The organism is Rhizobium sp. P32RR-XVIII, from assembly GCF_012641395.1.
Lineage (GTDB): Bacteria > Pseudomonadota > Alphaproteobacteria > Rhizobiales > Rhizobiaceae > Rhizobium.
In genome coordinates this window covers 40,597-54,226 of record NZ_JABAIH010000024.1, presented here as the reverse complement: position 1 = coordinate 54,226, position 13,630 = coordinate 40,597, and the positions used below count along the sequence as shown (strand labels likewise).

The window sequence follows — 13,630 nt, the reverse complement described above, 5'->3', positions numbered from 1 at the left end:
TGAAAGCCGTCCGCGATGCCGGCTACACCGATGCTGATATCATCGAGATCGTCGCACTGGTGGCCATGTACTCCCTGACGAACTTCTTCAACAACGTGTTCGATCCCGAGAAGGACTTTCCCGCCGTTAGGCCGGCGGGCTCGATCTGAGCTCTGGTCTGCCGCAATCTTTTGAAGCTGTTGGGATCGGCCGACGCGGCCGATCCCCAAACGGGGCGATCTCCGTGGAGGAGCCGCAGAGCATCGGTGGCCTCGCTTGTTCCGTCTGATGACACGACAATGGCGAGATTCGCCGAGCAACGGGCCTTGAACAGGAAGGCCTAGCGGTCTTCCGGTGACTGTTCCCATGCCGGATGCTGAAGAGATCAAGCGCGATTGGGTCAGCTCTGTCTCGCTGCGGACACAGATCGAGAGCCGCCGTGTCGCCCAAGCGTCCTGAAGTGGAAGGATGCCAATCTGCGTTAGCCTTCTATATCGTCGTGCTGCCGTCTCCGGCACGAGACCGATACCCACGCGTTCACCAGCCATACGGCAAATGCCATCGAAGCTGCGAAGCGCTATGCGCGATTTGAGCTTAGTTCCCAGTTTGGCCGCCTGCGCATCGATATGGTCCAGGTCGAAGCGCACCGGACGAAGGTCGCGTAGATTGAGCCTTCGGCCCAACCGAAGTCAACCGTCGGCAAATCCACATTGTCAAAGGCACGGCAATTGATATTCGGGACGCATGTCAGACTTATCTATTCCGATGATCGCCTCCATCGCCGTAACCTTTTTCGTCGCCGGTATCGTCAAGGGCGTTACCGGCATGGGTCTTCCCACCGTGGCCATGGCTGTGCTCGGCTCCCTCATTTCACCGCTTGCGGCGGCACCCTTGCTGATCGTTCCGTCCTTCGTTACCAATGTGTGGCAGCTCTTCGCCGGGCCTAGCTTTAGCTCAATTCTGCGAAGGCTTTGGCCAATGATGCTCGCCATTATCGCCGGAACGGTGCTCGGTTCGTCATTCATCGCGAGCGGCGACACCATCCTTACAACGGCCGCACTGGGAGGCGCGCTTGCCCTCTATTCGCTCTACACCCTGTTCTCGCGTCAACTAAGCGTTCCGACGAAAATTGAACGCTGGATGTCCCCATCTATCGGCGCGGCAACAGGCCTGATCACAGGCGTGACCGGTGTTTTTACCCTTCCGGCGGTACCCTACCTTCAGGCACTTGGCCTCTCAAAGGACGATCTGGTCCAAGCGCTTGGGTTGTCGTTCACAATTTCAACCATCGCCCTGGCCGCCGGCATCGCTGCGCAGGGCGCATTTCAGCTTGATCGGATGACGCTCTCCGTACTCGCCGTCATCCCTGCTCTGGCTGGGATGTGGGCGGGTCAGCTCATTCGCGATCGGATAAGCCCAGTGACCTTCCGTCGCGGATTCCTTGTCCTTTTGTTCCTGCTCGGAGCCGAGATGGCTTTCAGACCGCTCTTCTAGCGGAATTTTGCCAAACGCGTCTGAAGGCTGCCAACCGGGAGCCACTGAGAGCCATCTCGCATTCAAAGGTCACGGCAGATGTATCATCTCTTCTACACCAAGGGCTCGGAGCTGTTTGCGGCGCACGTCGTATTGGAAGAAATTGGGTCGCCCTACACGGCTGACATTCTCGATAAGATTAGCACGCAGAACGCGGTCCCCGATGCGAACCGGCGCAATGGTCTCGCGATCGTCGATAGACGGAATGCTGAGCCGGGATTTTTGACTGAAACCTCAGCCATCCTCCTCTTCCTGGCCCGGAACTATCCCGAGGCTAAGCTCATTCCTCATGACCCGTATGGAGAGGCGCAATGCCTGGAATGGCTGAGCTGGTTATCCATTCAGGTCTCAGGGGTGGCGTTCGAGCAGGTACGACACCCGGATCGCTTTGCCCTCGATCCCAACACTTATCGCGAGGTGGTCACCAAAGGCTGGTGGAAGATTGAAGAACATTTCGACCGGATCGAGGAACGCCTTTCAGATGAATGGGAGGGGGCGGTTCGGTCAGGATACAGCATTGCTGACATCTATCTTCTCGTGTTCTGGCTTTGGGGAGCGCGCATCGGGTTTTCGATGGCCGGTCGTTGGCGCGCCTGGACACGGCTCATGGTCAAGATAATGTCTCGTCCCGCCGTACGTCGCGTCATGCTGATTGAAGGGTTGGATTGACCGACCGCTCCAACGCTTGGTGGTCGTGCGTTAGCAGTCGTCTGATCGGCTTGGCGTCGATTTTCATGATGGATGGCACAGCAGCTTTGGTCCCAAACGAGCCATTCGTTGCGCCGGACACCAAAGGCCGCAACGGGTCGAAACAGCATTCCAACTCTGGTAGCCGGCCGAGCGCGGCTCTGGCGCGGAAATCGAGGCACTTTCAATTTTTTTAACGGCGCACGAATAGCGTCGAATATTATGGCCGTCGGCCCAGCTGAGAGGCTTTTATGGATTCGATCGATAGTTTCGCACTCATCACGCCGGCGATGATGGCAACGTTCCGCATCGTCTTTCTTATCCTATTCAGGGCAAATATCTTCGTCCCGTTACGGCTGCGGAGCGAAGGAGAGAATATTTATCGCCATGCTGACCCTCAAGCCTTTCACAGCACAGCATCATGCAACTTTATCCAGTTGGTTTGGCAATCAGATGCAGGTGGTCCAATGGGGCGGTCCCGGACTGATCTATCTGCTCGACTCCGCGCAGCTTGATTCTATGATCGACGATGGCGAAGGCGTCCATCCCAAACGTCGCTGCTGGATGGCTGAGGATGGGAGCGCAACCCCTATAGGCCATGTGCAACTGGCATATGATTGGGAAAACGGGGTGGCGCGACTTGCAAGAGTGGCGATCGCGCCGGCGATGCGAGGCCGCCGCCTCTCCATTCCGATGTTGCGTCTCGTTCTGGCGGAAGCGTTCGCGGATGCGGCGATCGAGCGGCTGGAACTGAATGTCTACAGTTGGAATGTAGCTGCGATACGCACCTATTCCAAATTGGGTTTTGTTCCGGAAGGAGTGAGACGATCCTCCGTGAAAGTGGATGACGAGCGATGGGACACGGCAATCATGGGAATGCTCCGTCGAGAATGGGATGAGATGTTTGCGACATGATGGATGGCGATCGCGAGACAGCTTGCGATGTCCGCTTCTGGCGGTGCCAAAGGAGGCATTGTCCGGGTGACCTTGCCCCGTTGCAATTATCAGATCTGCAAAATCGTCGTTTCTTATGTCAAATCAGCCGATTGCGGATTCTTCACGGTCGACGAATGCCAATTGCGTGGAGACGTCGAAGTGGCTTCGGAAAGGCCGACGGAGTCCCTCGTCGCAAGCGCGGGAACTCCGTCGGTATTGCTTAACGACCTGCGCTCTGGCCGCCATCAACGTGCAGGATTTCACCTGTGACGAATTCTGCAGAATCGAGGAACACGACAGCGCTCGCGACCTCGCTCGCTTCGCCGATGCGGCCAAGCGGATGGAAGGTGCCGAGCATTTCGTGATGTTGTCTAGGATGCATCGGCGTGTCCGTCACGCCTGGTGCCACCGCATTCACGCGGATACCCCTCTTCGCATATTCAATCGCCAGCACCCGGGTAACGGCATTCAGGCCACCCTTGGTGAGTGCCGCCAGCGCCACGTGCGAGCCGGTAATTCCGTTATCGATGCTCCCGGTGATATTTACAACGTGACCGCCCGCCTGTTTTTCCATTTCGGCGATGGCAAGCTTCGTGATGTGGAAGAAGCCGGCCATGTTCACGTTCATGACGGCGTTATAATCTTCAATGCTGTTTTCCGTAAAAGGCTTGCCGATAAAGATGCCGGCGTTGTTCACCAAGGTGTCGATGCGACCGAACCGTGCAACCGCTTCAGAGATGACACGCACGGCGGTCGCGGGATCGCCGATATCACCAGCAACCGTCAGGATGTTCGGGTCTTCCGACGGCTTGATCGCGCGGGAGGTCGCGACAATTCGGTAATCGAGCTTACGGAATGCCTGGACGATTGCGGCTCCGATGCCTTGCGAAGCGCCAGTAACGATGACAACTTTACTCATGATCTTGATCTTGTCCTTCCAAGAAATATCTTGGTTGCGGCACCCGCTCAATGCGATCCGCGTCCAATGTGTACGTCACCGATATTGGTGATTTCACCGTCTGCGATAATCGGGCAGGTTCCGAAGTCACCTTTCGGAAATTGCGAGAAATCACCTAGAATTTTGGAGGAGAAAGCGTCGCATGCGCACCTCTCGCCGCTGTCAGCGCAGTCATAGGGCGAGGGATGCGGTCCTTTACGCAAGAGCGCCCAAGCGAGTGCCGGACCTTCTAGCTTTTGGTCAGCAGAGTAATGGATCTTTGCTGATTCACCGGCCTTTGGACCTGAGCTTATTCACGTCTATATGGCCCATCGACTAACGATGAAGTTCCTCTGCCAGGAAGTCGATCAAAGCCCGGACGCGATGATTCACCGTGCTGCCATCGGTAACGGCATAGAGGTTGGCGTTGTCCGGTAAAAATTCGTCAAGGGCCGTCACCAAGTCGCCTGCCGCCAGTTCGTCTTCGACATCCCATATTGGGCACAGTAAAACGCCATATCCTTTCAAGGCCCATCTCTTCAAAATCGAGCCATCGTTGACAACTCGGTTCCCAGACACGCGGATTGAGATCATATTTCCAGCATCTGAGAAGTGCCATGTCGAAAAAGTCGTTGCCGGCCGCGAGACAACTAGGCACGTGTGACCAACAAGGTCTCCCGGATGCAGAGCTTTACCGCGGGCCTCCCAATAGGAGGGGGCGGCGCAAACTACGCGCTTTCCTCGCAGGATAAGGCGCGCTTTGAGCGAGGAATCTCTGAGAGGACCGTTCCTTATCGCAAGGTCGATGTTGTGTTCAACGAGATCCATGACGCTGTCGGTAACGTGCAAATCGATGGAAATTCCTGGATGTATTTCCATGAAGCGATCGATCGCCGGAACGATCTTGCTTCGCCCGAAGTCGACCGTCGATGTCATCTTGATTGTACCTCGTAAAGGCCCCTCCTTCGCACCGCCGATGGACGCGTCCCAATCAGCAAGCAGTTTCCGTGTGTCCGCTAAGAACTGGAGCCCCTCTTGGGTAAACGCGAGACGCCGAGTGGACCGTCTGACCAGTGTCGTACCTCTTTGCCTCTCCAACTGCTGGAGAGCAGAGGTAACCGTTGACGTCGCGACCGAATGCTTTCGGGCGGCAGCCGAGAGGCTTCCCGCCTCCGCAATGCTCAGGAACAAACGAAGAGCGTCGAACGTGTCCATTGTTCACAAATCCCGGAAGGCCTTCTCGCGTTGTACCGGTCTATCACGCGGGCGGTACCGATCAAGTTCATGACGCATGGGCAAGTTGCTGAAGACACTCCCCGCCGTGAACGTCAAACGAGACTGAACCAGCCAATCATCCAGTAGGCCTTCGCTCTCCGACGAAAGACGGACAGCGCGGATGTGCGGATCGTAACGATTAGCTCTCTCCACCTCCGAAGCCAACGAATCATCCTCAACGAGCTTTCGGCCAAGAAGCCCTGCATCCTCGAGTGCCTCGACGTCTGGCAAGTCGCGCAACGTCTCCATGCCAAACGCCGAGAGAATGTGCTGGGTGGTTACATAAGTGTAAGGCGCCCCTGGCGTCGGACTACGCGGCCCTGACGACAGGAACCCTGCCCCGCGAAGCGTGGCGATCGTATCGCGACTGACTTCTCTTCCAAAAATCTCCGACAGCTCGCTGCGTGTAACCGGCTGGAAATATCGCGCCGCCATCAGCACCATCGCCTCGAACTCCGACAGCGCCGCCGCCCCTCCGCTTGTCGGCGCCAGGGAGGCGCGGATCGTTTCCGCGAAGCGCGAACGGGTGCGGTGTTGCCAGCCGCCGGCGACCGAGACCAGCTCGCAAGGGCGGTCGCGTAACTCCTCGACGAGATCGTCGACCAACAGGTCGATGCTGCAGTCTTTTCCTACCACCCGCGCCAGTGTCTCGCGGCTGACCGGCTCGGCCGAGGCAAAGATGACCGCCTCGATCCGCTGCATCCCACTCCCGCCAACGCAGCTCCGGCGGCAAGTCTTCGAGTTCGCGATCATAGAGAACCTCTCGCTGTCGCTCTTTTGGCTGACGCCGGCTGGTTCTGGCTGCGCTCGCTCCCGCCATCGTTATAGCCCATAAATCCGGAACGAAGAACGGCCGGAAAGCTCGCGCACTGCCCCAAAAACGAGGCTAAACTCATTCCTCATGAGGGGTGGCGTTCGAGCAGATACGGCACCCCGATCGCTTTGCCCTCGATCCCAACACTTATCGCGAGGTGGTCACTAAAGGCTGGTGGAAGATTGAAGAGCATTTCGACGGGATCGAGGAACGCCTTTCAGCTGAATGGGAGGGGGCGGTTCGATCAGGATACAGCATTGCTGACATCTATCTACTCGTGCTCTGGCTTTGGGGAGCGCATCGGGTTTTCAATGGCCGGTCGTTGGCGCGCCTGGACGCGGCTAATGGTCAAGATAGTGTCTCATCCTGCCGTACGTCGCGTCATGCAGATCAATCGGCGGGAGATCGCAAGTTTGGCTTTCTTCGCGCGAGATTGTCGGTTGCCGCCTGGATATATTCGGTTCGGAATGCCCAAAATCTGGCAGTCACAGGTTAAGCGCCCCGCATCCCATATTTGGGAATCCAGTCCAAACCGGATCTCGCCTTTGCATTGGATACTGGTCCGCCATCGTCGACGATATTGAAGCAACCTGTCACCTGTCGCTGGGCAGCCCGCAGCGCGGCGTCGGCAGCATCGTCTACGTGGAGCGTTATCTTGCCATGCGGTCCATCCGAGCCAGTGCCCTGACCATAGAGCAGTCCGTACCGGAGCACAGTCCCAGACAGGCCGTCCGTTTCGAGCGACAGTTTCTCAAGCGTCTTAATTGCTGCCGCGCTCTCCTGTAGCGGGGTTTCCTCGGTAATGGGGCCTGCACTTTCGCCGTACACCCAGGCGATGCTTTGCGATATCAACCTTTCTGCTTCCGGCCGCAACTGCGGCTTCGGCTAGGTTCCTTGTTCCTACTTCACGCAAATGAGCGTTTCGGATCCGCGCCTCCTCGATCAGTGCTGGGTCGAGGCCGTATGGCAAATCAGTTAGCTGATGGATAACGATCTTCGGCTTCGCCTTCCGAAGTACCTCGGTCAGCGCCGCCGAATTGAAAACGTCAACGACGACAGGAATGGCGCCCGCTTGGCGAATGTCGTCCTGCCGCTCGGGCTTGCGGGTCGTGCCGTAGACAAGAAAGTCGGCCTTCACGAGCAACGGGAGAAGCCGGCGTCCGATCGCTCCTGTCGCGCCGGCGAGAAATATCGTTTCGGTCATGATTAACTCCGCGAAAGCCTAATTTATTCGACCATGTTCGAGCGGCCCGCGGGGATCGTCAAGATCGTCAAAGCTCGATCTCGGCCTCCGACACAACGCGGACGATAGCTGTTCCAGACCATATATCATTGCATCGACGTAATTGGAGACTTCGCGAATATCATCGATTGGTTGCCCGGCCTGCGCTTCCATCTAAAAACGTAAGAGATCGGAAGTGTCGACTGCGTCCCTTGGATCTGCGATGATAAGACAGCTTCTTTCCTGACATACATATAAAGAAAGAGCTCCTAACGCGGGAGCAGCATTGGAATGCCATCCAGCCGCAAGAGCGCTCGCTCCGCTAAGCTAAGTCGCTCCAGGAGTGAAAGCACATCGATGGAAGGCACGGGCGACAACGGCGGGGCACGAATGTCCGTACCGATTCACCGGCAACGGACGTTTCGACAAAGCGGCCACGCCGCCATTTATTCGTTATGAACATTCGGGCCGCAGGATATGTCAGCTCCTTGTGGCAAACCCGCTCAGAAGTGCCGCAGCTCCGAAAACTGCGCCGGCGGCGCAGACCGCGGTCCAGCCGCCCCAGCTCCAGGCCGTCCCCGCCAGGGCCGAGCCGACGGCACCGCCGAGAAAGAAGATGCCGACGAACAGGCCGTTGATGCGGCCGCGCGCTTCCGGCCGTAGCAAATTGATCGCCCTGCGGCCCAATGTCTGGTCGCCGGTAACGCCGACATCGAGCATGACGGCACCCGCGCCGAGCAGAATCAGGAAAAACACTGGATGGCCGGTCTTAGCCTCGCCTGCCCATGCAGACAGCGCCATGGCGCCGATCAAGATCAGATGGGAGGCGGTTGTCGCCATACGCGTCCAGCCCCGATCGCCCATCCGCCCGAAAGGAGAGGTCGCCGCCGCGCCGCCTGCTCCGACAAGGGCAAAAAGGGCGATGTCGGCTTGGCCAAGGGAGAATGGCGGCTGCGCCAGTCGCAGCGCGACCGCGGTCCAGAAAAGGCTGAAACTCGCCATCACCAGTGCGGCCGTGAACGCCCGTATCCGCAATACCGGCTCATCGCGCAGGAGGTGCCAGAGCGAGGCGATCAAGCTAGCGTAGCCGGTGCTCACCAGCGGCCTGCGTTCCGGCAATCGGAGCGCAAGAACGCCAGTCAGTAGGGCGAGGGCCGCAGCGCTGACCGCATAGAAGCTCCGCCAGCCCCAGATGTCGGCGACGAGACTAGCCAGGGGCCGCGACAGCAAAATGCCGACCATGAGACCGCTCATGACGTTTCCGATCACCCGGCCGCGATGTTCAGGTGGCGTCATGGCCGCTGCAATCGGCACTAGGATCTGAATGGCGGAACAGGCCGCGCCGAGCAGGAAGAGAAAGACGAGCAGGCTCCAGCCGGTCGGTGCGAAGGCTGCAGCGACGGCTGCGACCAGTGCGGAAACGAGCATCCGCAGCACCAGCCGGCGGTTTTCGACGAGATCGGCCAGCGGCACGAGGAAGAACAGGCCGGCGGCATAACCCAGCAATGACGCCATGGCGACGAGGCCGGCGCTGTTTTCCGAAAAGCCGAGCGACGGACCGATGACGCCGACAAGCGTCTGAGGCGCGAAGAGATTGGTGACGATGACACCGGTGGCGATGGCAAAAAGCAAAGTGGAGGGACCAGCAGTGGTTTCCTGCATTTCCTCTTCAAACTCGTCAAACTTGTTCGCGACGCGTTCGGACACGGGTGACATGGGCTCTCCGATAATTTTGCTAATATTGATAGCCATGTTTATCGTTATCCTGCATAATGCGGCAAATGAAATGAGCTGATAATGATTATGCGGATTTGTTATGAATATCCATGATCTCGAAGCATTCGTCGCTGTGGTGGAAACAGGATCGATCGTCGCAGCCTCGGCGCGGATCAACCTGACCCAACCGGGCATCACCCGTCGTGTGCAGAACCTTGAGGACAGTCTCGGCATTGCCCTCCTCGACCGGCAATCCAAGCCGCTTAAGCCGACGGCGGCCGGACGCGAGGCCTATGAGCACGGCCGCCGCGTGCTCCGCTCATTGGACGATCTGAAGGCCGGCGTCTCGCCGGCCGGGACGATCGGCGGCGAGTTCCGTCTCGGCGTCATGCCCTATCTTTCAGAGGCGGCCCTCTCGCCGCCGCTCGACCGGCTACGCAGCCAGTTCCCGCAATTGACGCTGCGCATTTTCTCCGGTTGGTCGCCGCAGCTTGTCGATCAGGTCGCTCATAGTCAGCTCGATGCGGTGGCGGTCTGCCTGCCGGAGGGCGTTCACCCGCCCGAAGATGTCGTCGGCAACAATCTCGGAACGCATGGCGTGCTTCTGGTGGCCGCTCCATCGCTCAACGTTCCCAAGACACCGAGGCTCCATGAGCTTTCGAGGTTTCCTTGGATCATGAATCAGGCGGGCTGCGGCTTCCGCGCCTTCATCCATCACCGTTTCGAAGTCGAACGGCTGCCATTCAACGTCGGCGTCGAAGCCATGACCGCTGATCTCAGAATGTCGCTCGTCGCTCGCGGTCTCGGCATCGGCATCGTCACGCCGGCGGCGCTGGCCGGCAGCCCCTGGCGCGATGCAGTCGAGATCATCGACACGCCGGATTTCCGCCCGAAAGTCATCTCCTGGGTTCTGCATCGCCCACCCGTCGGTCGGCTGGCCCGCCCGATCGCCGCCTTCAGCGAAGCGCTGGCTGAAACACTCAAGGCAGAGATGCCGTTCCTGACGTAGCGGATGCGCTGCGACGGCTACTCGCTCCGGCGGCCTTCCAAAACGCTCTGCCGTTCTCGTTATCCTCAAGACGAACAGGTGGCACTTTTTTCGCCTGCACTTAAGCGAGCGATGCCGAAAATCGAATATATCAAAGGAGGAGAGGTAGTGTTCCAAGCCGACGCTTTTGGGAGCCACGGCAGGATTGTTTGTAGTTCTCCGTATTCGCTGCACAGCAGTCGACGTTTTTGTCCCTGTTGCTTCGGGCAATCTGCTGGATGCCCTAGGAGGTGTGGACTCTTGGGATTCCCAACGGAGTTCTGATGTGATTCAAGACTGCTTTTGGAGGCAGTCATGGGTGTTCTTGACCGTTTGATTCTTCGCGACGATCAATGGGAGCGGATGTCGCAGCATATTATCGGCGATGATCGCACGCGCGGTTCTTCGGGTCGCGACAATCGCATGTTTATCGAAGCGGTCTTGTGGATCGCGCGCACGGGGTCGCCCTGGCGCGATCTGCCGGATGTGTTTGGCGATTGGAACAGCGTGTTTAGGCGCTTCAGCCGGTGGAACCAAAAGGGTGTCTGGTGGCGTGTCTTTGAAGCGATGTCGGATGACAGCGACTTCGAATACCTGATCGTCGACAGCACCATCATCCGGGCGCATCAACACGCTTCCGGTGCAAAAAAGGGGCTGAAGATCAGGCCCTTGGCCGTTCCCGCGGCGGCTTGAGCACCAAAATCCACCTGGCGGTGCGTGGTCTTGGATGCCCTGTCCGCTTCGTGCTCACCGGCGGCCAGAAAGGCGATGCGCCGCAAGCTGACCTCTTGATCGAGGACATGCCAGCCGAGGTCGTCATGGCTGATACTGCCTACGACAGCGATCGGCTGCGAAAGGCTATTGCCGACAAAGGCGCCAAAGCGGTCATCCCAAACAATCCGTCTCGTGCCCGCAAATACCCACTCGACAAGCAACTCTATGCTCAACGCTATCTCGTCGAGTGCTGCTTCTCAAAGCTCAAGCAGTTTCGACGCATCGCCACACGCTATGAGAAAACCGCCCGAAATTACCGAGCCATGATCGCTCTTGCGGCAACAATCCTATGGCTCAGGTAAGTGTCCACGGCTCCTAGTCGACGCCAAAAGCGCTGGCGAGCCCTGCTCGTCTGGCGCGGACTTCCATCTGCGTACTGTTGGTTGTGATTTCGTATGCTGTCGCAACGCTCGGAGGTGACGACCGGACGCCGGGAACCAAGTGGGTTTCCGCCAGTTTGTATGGCTGGAACGCGAGGCGAACCGGCGGACTGCAGTTCCCCAAGTTTGGCGTTCCGCTTTCGCGGCTACAACTTTTGGAAGGCAGCCTGTAGCCGGAAAACACGATGGACGCGCTTTCTTACCCTTTTGGTAAGCAGGTCTCTCGCGCATGTCGCGGAGCACAAGGAACCTTTGTAGATCGAAGGCGTTAATTGCAAGCGCAGCGAGTCACGTCGAATTTAACGGCGGAAGCAAAGCGGCCACCCCGACCTCGAGCCCTGGGATCGCAGGGCTCTTTCTCCCGATCCAGCCTAGAGCGTTCCAGCGCGTCCGCGCCGCTCTGCGCTCCGGTCCTCGTTTAGGGGCCTGTCCTAGCGTTTGCGCAACCTTGTCGTGAACCGAAGGAAAGCGTAGATTGCATATGCCGGATCTCGCAGGTGGAGGCCGCCTGCTGGTGTGAGGGCCGGGTGAGCGGGGATGGCCTTTCCTTGCCGACTGCAACTCTCAGTAAAGGTAGTTGGCTCAGCGTTCCGTGCTTGCGAGGTGCACTCACGTTACGGGCATTCGTTTCGCATGCGTACTCAATCGACAGCCACCGACCCAATGCGCCCCAGCCAGCCGAGTAGTGTCGCCTTCACCAGTGGAGACGGTGCGATGGACGCGCTCGTGCCCGCAATGGGGCCGCTTGAGGAGGTGCTCGATGCGATCATGGAACTGCAGCACGCGGACTTTGGTGACGTGCAGCTCTATGATGCCTCGACCGGTACCCTCCGTCTTGTGGTACAAAGCGGGTTCGCGGACGAATTGCTCACTGACTTCCGAACAGTCGATGCGAGCGACACTTCGGCCTGCGGGCAGGCGCTGAAGCAGGGCAACCGGATCATTGTCGAAGACGTCTCAAGAAATCCCGGCTTCGCATTCTACCGGGGCATCGCCAAAAAGTTCGGCTTTCGAGCGGTGCAGTCGACCCCTCTCATCGACCGTAACGGTGCGCGCCTCGGCGTGTTGTCCACCCATTTTCGCAGGCCGCATCGGCCATCCGAACGCGACCTGCATCTGACTGGCCTTTATGCTAGGCAGGCCGCGGACGTCATCTCTCTAGTGCTTGCCGAACAGCGTCTGCGCGAGAGCGAAGAACGTTTTCGGAACTTTGCGCAGAACTCAGCAGATGTGCTCTGGATCCTCGACGCAGAGTCGAAACAGCCGGAATATCTGAGCCCAGCCTTCACGCGAATCTGGGGCGAGTCGCAAGATATCGTTCTAGGGAACCTTGGCCGCTTTTTGGAAACCGTGCACCCGGAGGACCGTCAGGCGGTGATCGCTGCCCTTGATGCGGTACTGCAAAAGGGAGAGGTCATCGTTCAGGAGTATCGGATAATAAGGCCTGACGGGAGCGTGCGCTGGATCAGCGACACGCACTTTCCGATCCGGGACGAACACGGGACGATCCGCCGGATTGGCGGAATCGCCAAGGATGTCACACGCTACGACGAACCGCTCGTCTATGTCATCGACGTTGAAGACGGTTCGCGAGAACAGCGCATTCTGATCCTTCAGGAGGCTGGCTACCAGGTGAAGGCGTTCGCGTCCGCCCGGCAGTTCCTGGAGGTCGCGCCAGCGCTCGTGCCCGGATGCGTGCTCCTCGACACCGCCGGCTCGCCTGAGGGCGGCGTGATGTTCCCGAAGGAACTAAAGGCTCGCCAGATGAACCTCCCGGTCATTATCGTCGGCGACTATAACACCGATGTCAGGCTTGCGATCCAGGCGATGAAGGCCGGCGCAGCGGACGTGCTGCGGGCCCCTTGCGCGCCGGAGACGTTGTTGACCGCGGTGGCATCAGCACTTGCGGAGCTACGGGAGCCACCACGCGCGAGCGACGACGCGCAAGCCCGTATCGGTGGTCTATCACCTCGTGAACGCGAGGTTCTGGATGGACTAGTCCGCGGTGGCACCAACAAGACGATTGCAAGAGAACTCGGCCTCAGTCCCCGCACCGTCGAACTCTATCGCGCGCATTTAATGGAACGGCTCGGAGTTCGCACACTTCCAGAGGCCATCGTCGTAGCGGCTTCTGCCGGACTAATCCCTCTACATCTCCGAGATGTCTAAAACAGGCGAGCCGTGACATCGTCCATGGCTCCAACGAGAAAAGGTTTCCGCGCCGGGTGGTGAAGACTGGTATGGAATGCTTCTCGAAGGCCGTCGCACCTTCTATGGCGCCGACAAACTCGGCAGTCCCTATCGGAATGGCTGCGGAATCGCTGCGTGCCTTTAATATAATTCATTCGAT

Annotated in this window: 11 protein-coding genes and 4 pseudogenes; 8 read left to right on the top strand and 7 right to left on the bottom strand. The window is 58.6% G+C overall.

All coding sequences use genetic code 11. From position 1 onward, the window contains the following. Positions 1 to 149 (top strand): annotated as a pseudogene (locus HGP14_RS31835) (carboxymuconolactone decarboxylase family protein); the annotation flags it as partial. A gap of 240 nt (positions 150 to 389) precedes the next feature. On the opposite strand, the pseudogene HGP14_RS31830 reads toward HGP14_RS31835, so the two are convergent. Continuing rightward, positions 390 to 626 (bottom strand): annotated as a pseudogene (locus HGP14_RS31830) (LysR substrate-binding domain-containing protein); the annotation flags it as partial. A 97-nt stretch (positions 627 to 723) separates the two neighbouring features. Here HGP14_RS31830 and HGP14_RS31825 point away from each other — a divergent pair. The 3 genes from HGP14_RS31825 to HGP14_RS31815 all read left to right on the top strand — a co-directional run bounded on the left by HGP14_RS31825 (position 724) and on the right by HGP14_RS31815 (position 3,114). Then, positions 724 to 1,473, top strand: coding sequence for a sulfite exporter TauE/SafE family protein (locus HGP14_RS31825; RefSeq protein WP_168833808.1), 750 nt, complete (start codon positions 724 to 726; stop codon positions 1,471 to 1,473). Positions 1,474 to 1,551: 78 nt separating this feature from the next. Next, positions 1,552 to 2,181, top strand: a complete 630-nt coding sequence (locus tag HGP14_RS31820) for a glutathione S-transferase family protein (RefSeq protein ID WP_168833807.1) — start codon at positions 1,552 to 1,554, stop codon at positions 2,179 to 2,181. 405 nt (positions 2,182 to 2,586) lie between these two features. Further along, on the top strand, positions 2,587 to 3,114 hold the full coding sequence (locus tag HGP14_RS31815) for a GNAT family N-acetyltransferase (RefSeq protein ID WP_168833806.1): 528 nt from the start codon (positions 2,587 to 2,589) through the stop codon (positions 3,112 to 3,114). 241 nt (positions 3,115 to 3,355) lie between these two features. On the opposite strand, the gene HGP14_RS31810 is transcribed toward HGP14_RS31815, so the two are convergent. The 3 genes and pseudogenes from HGP14_RS31810 to HGP14_RS31800 form a co-directional block, all read right to left on the bottom strand. Continuing rightward, positions 3,356 to 4,063 (bottom strand): SDR family oxidoreductase, encoded by a 708-nt coding sequence (locus HGP14_RS31810; RefSeq protein WP_312862236.1) that lies wholly within the window; start codon positions 4,061 to 4,063, stop codon positions 3,356 to 3,358. Between the two features lie 345 nt (positions 4,064 to 4,408). Beyond that, complete coding sequence (locus HGP14_RS31805) at positions 4,409 to 5,287, bottom strand: LysR family transcriptional regulator (RefSeq protein ID WP_168833805.1); 879 nt, start codon at positions 5,285 to 5,287, stop codon at positions 4,409 to 4,411. A gap of 219 nt (positions 5,288 to 5,506) precedes the next feature. Next, positions 5,507 to 6,167 (bottom strand): annotated as a pseudogene (locus tag HGP14_RS31800) (SMC-Scp complex subunit ScpB); the annotation flags it as partial. Positions 6,168 to 6,255: 88 nt separating this feature from the next. Between HGP14_RS31800 and HGP14_RS31795 the strand changes: the two are divergent. Next, entirely contained in the window at positions 6,256 to 6,657 is a 402-nt protein-coding gene (locus tag HGP14_RS31795; protein ID WP_168833804.1) for a hypothetical protein, read from the top strand. 264 nt (positions 6,658 to 6,921) lie between these two features. Here the strand turns inward: HGP14_RS31795 and HGP14_RS35310 are convergent, their stop codons facing one another. From HGP14_RS35310 to HGP14_RS31780, 3 genes and pseudogenes are all read right to left on the bottom strand, one after another. Continuing rightward, a complete protein-coding gene (locus HGP14_RS35310) occupies positions 6,922 to 7,365 on the bottom strand; it encodes an NAD(P)H-binding protein (protein WP_205927426.1) in 444 nt (147 codons plus the stop codon). A gap of 105 nt (positions 7,366 to 7,470) precedes the next feature. Next, a pseudogene (locus tag HGP14_RS31785) lies at positions 7,471 to 7,846 on the bottom strand (Fic/DOC family N-terminal domain-containing protein); the annotation flags it as partial. Positions 7,847 to 7,863: 17 nt separating this feature from the next. Then, positions 7,864 to 9,099: an MFS transporter gene (locus HGP14_RS31780; protein ID WP_168833803.1), complete on the bottom strand. Its 1,236-nt coding sequence runs from the start codon at positions 9,097 to 9,099 to the stop codon at positions 7,864 to 7,866. Between the two features lie 100 nt (positions 9,100 to 9,199). Here HGP14_RS31780 and HGP14_RS31775 point away from each other — a divergent pair, with 100 nt between their 5' ends. The 3 genes from HGP14_RS31775 to HGP14_RS31765 all read left to right on the top strand — a co-directional run bounded on the left by HGP14_RS31775 (position 9,200) and on the right by HGP14_RS31765 (position 13,449). After that, positions 9,200 to 10,108, top strand: coding sequence for a LysR family transcriptional regulator (locus HGP14_RS31775; RefSeq protein ID WP_168833802.1), 909 nt, complete (start codon positions 9,200 to 9,202; stop codon positions 10,106 to 10,108). 333 nt (positions 10,109 to 10,441) lie between these two features. Next, positions 10,442 to 11,202, top strand: a protein-coding gene (locus HGP14_RS31770; protein WP_168833801.1) for an IS5 family transposase whose coding sequence is annotated in 2 segments (ribosomal slippage) — positions 10,442 to 10,769 and positions 10,769 to 11,202 — 762 coding nt in all. Because the reading frame shifts where the segments join, the coding sequence is not laid out codon by codon here. Between the two features lie 792 nt (positions 11,203 to 11,994). Then, positions 11,995 to 13,449, top strand: a complete 1,455-nt coding sequence (locus HGP14_RS31765; protein ID WP_168833800.1) for a PAS domain-containing protein — start codon at positions 11,995 to 11,997, stop codon at positions 13,447 to 13,449. Positions 13,450 to 13,630 lie beyond the last annotated feature (181 nt).

What these genes read in the sequence shown, in the direction of transcription:
- HGP14_RS31815 (WP_168833806.1), top strand. Translation starts at nt 2,587, where the DNA reads ATGCTGACCCTCAAGCCTTTCACAGCACAGCATCATGCAACTTTATCC.
- HGP14_RS31765 (WP_168833800.1), top strand. Translation starts at nt 11,995, where the DNA reads ATGGACGCGCTCGTGCCCGCAATGGGGCCGCTTGAGGAGGTGCTCGAT.
- HGP14_RS31820 (WP_168833807.1), top strand. Translation starts at nt 1,552, where the DNA reads ATGTATCATCTCTTCTACACCAAGGGCTCGGAGCTGTTTGCGGCGCAC.
- HGP14_RS31775 (WP_168833802.1), top strand. Translation starts at nt 9,200, where the DNA reads ATGAATATCCATGATCTCGAAGCATTCGTCGCTGTGGTGGAAACAGGA.
- HGP14_RS31825 (WP_168833808.1), top strand. Translation starts at nt 724, where the DNA reads ATGTCAGACTTATCTATTCCGATGATCGCCTCCATCGCCGTAACCTTT.
- HGP14_RS31805 (WP_168833805.1), bottom strand. Translation starts at nt 5,287, where the DNA reads ATGGACACGTTCGACGCTCTTCGTTTGTTCCTGAGCATTGCGGAGGCG.
- HGP14_RS31780 (WP_168833803.1), bottom strand. Translation starts at nt 9,099, where the DNA reads ATGTCACCCGTGTCCGAACGCGTCGCGAACAAGTTTGACGAGTTTGAA.
- HGP14_RS35310 (WP_205927426.1), bottom strand. Translation starts at nt 7,365, where the DNA reads ATGACCGAAACGATATTTCTCGCCGGCGCGACAGGAGCGATCGGACGC.